The sequence below is a fragment of the Herminiimonas sp. genome (assembly GCF_030645555.1).
GTDB lineage: Bacteria > Pseudomonadota > Gammaproteobacteria > Burkholderiales > Burkholderiaceae_D > Oxalicibacterium.
Genome location: NZ_JAUSME010000171.1, coordinates 1 through 1,957 on the forward strand (window position 1 = coordinate 1; position 1,957 = coordinate 1,957).

At 60.7% G+C, this 1,957-nt stretch carries 2 protein-coding genes; one reads left to right on the forward strand and one right to left on the reverse strand.

What is annotated here, in order from left to right; all coding sequences use genetic code 11:
* On the forward strand, positions 1-1,169 hold a 1,169-nt coding region (locus Q7T06_RS06820; protein WP_304782383.1), incomplete at its 5' end, for a KUP/HAK/KT family potassium transporter.
* A 154-nt stretch (positions 1,170-1,323) separates the two neighbouring features.
* Here Q7T06_RS06820 and Q7T06_RS06825 read toward each other — a convergent pair.
* A partial coding sequence (locus Q7T06_RS06825; protein ID WP_304782386.1) for a methylmalonyl-CoA mutase family protein occupies positions 1,324-1,957 on the reverse strand: 634 nt, incomplete at its 5' end.

Consider the following 1,957-nt stretch of genomic DNA (forward strand, 5'->3'; position numbering starts at 1 on the left):
ACATGGGCCATTTCGGCAAGCGGCCGGTTCGCTTCGCCTGGTTTACGATCGTGTTTCCGGCGCTGACCCTGAGCTACTTCGGGCAGGGGGCGCTGCTGCTGGCAAATCCGGCAGCGGTGGTCAATCCCTTCTTCAACCAGCTCGGCGCATGGAGCATCTATCCGCTGGTGGTGTTGTCCACCGCCGCCGCCGTGATTGCTTCGCAGGCGACGATATCCGGCGCGTTTTCAGTCACGCACCAGGCAATTTCCCTCGGATTCCTGCCGCGCATGCGCGTCATCTACACCTCCGACCGGGAAATGGGCCAGATCTACATACCGCTGGTCAACTGGGTGCAGCTGGCGGCAGTGGTGGTGGCGGTGGTCGGATTCGGTTCCTCATCCAACCTGGCTTCGGCCTATGGCATCGCTGCCACGGCCACGATGCTGACCACCACCATCCTCACGTTTTTCGTGATCCGCTACAAATGGCATCTCAACCTGGCGCTGGCTTTTGGCGCGACCGCATTTTTCCTGCTGATCGACATCATGCTGTTCTCCTCGACCGCACTGAAGCTTGTGCATGGCGGCTGGTTTCCGCTGGTCATCTCGGCGCTGATGGTCACCATCATGCTGACCTGGAGGGATGGCCGGGAGCTGGTTTTCGGCAATCTGAAAAAACATGCAATCCCGCTCCAGGATTTCCTGCAATCGCTGTTCATCAGCCCGCCGGTCCGGGTCGAGGGCACCGGCCTGTTCTTTCGTGCCGAGGGCGATGGCGTACCGCATGCGATGCTGCACAATCTGCTGCATAACAAGACCCTGCATGAACGCATCGTGTTCCTGACGGTATTCAACGGCGATATTCCGAGCGTGCCAGTGTCGGAGCGGGTCAAGGTCCACGCGCTCGGGCACGAGTGCTACCAGGTCAACGTGTATTACGGATTCAAGGACGAGCGCGACATTCCCCAGGCCCTGGAGTTGTGCAAGGACTACGGGCTGGAATTCAGCATGATGGAAACCTCGTTCTTCATCGCGCGCCAGACTGTGGTCTCGACCACGCAGGGCGGCATGGCGCATTGGCGCGAGCAGATGTTCGCCACCATGTCGCGCAATGCGCGCGACGCTGCGGATTATTACAAGGTGCCGACCAATCGTGTGATCGAGCTGGGGACGCAGATCGAGATCTAGCAGGCTGGCGAGAAACTACTGCGCGGACCGATCCCGGAGCCTCCGGTGCTCATCGTACCTGCGTACGATTCCGCTCCTCAGCCCCAATTTCGGCCCGCTCGCTACGTTTCTCACCAGCCTGCCAGGGCGGATTGACGACCGTCACCGGCGTGTTCTACATGCTCCGCCGGTACTGGCCGCCGACCTCGAACAAGGCCTCGGTGATCTGCCCCAGCGAGCACACTCGCACTGCATCCATCAGGCAGGCAAACACATTTTCGTCATGAATTGCCGCCTGCTGCAGCCGTTGCAGCATGGCCGGCGCTTCGCCAGCGTGGCGTTGCTGGAAGCTGGCCAGCCGCTGCAGTTGCGACTGCTTCTCTTCCTCGGTCGAGCGCGCCAGTTGCAGCGTCGCCGGCATCGGATTGCCTTTCGGATTGCGGAAGGTATTCACGCCGATGACCGGCATGCTGCCGTCATGTTTCTTGTGCTCGTACAGCAGCGATTCTTCCTGGATGCGGCTGCGCTGGTAGCCGGTTTCCATCGCGCCCAGCACGCCGCCGCGCTCGGCAATCCGTTCGAATTCCTGCAGCACGGCTTCTTCCACCAGATCGGTCAGTTCGTCGATGATGAACGCGCCCTGGTTCGGGTTTTCATTCTTCGCAAGGCCCCATTCCCGGTTGATGATCAGCTGGATCGCGAGCGCGCGCCGGACCGATTCATCGCTCGGCGTCGTGATCGCCTCGTCATAAGCGTTGGTATGCAGCGAATTGCAGTTGTCGTAGATCGCAATCAGCGCTTGCAGGGTG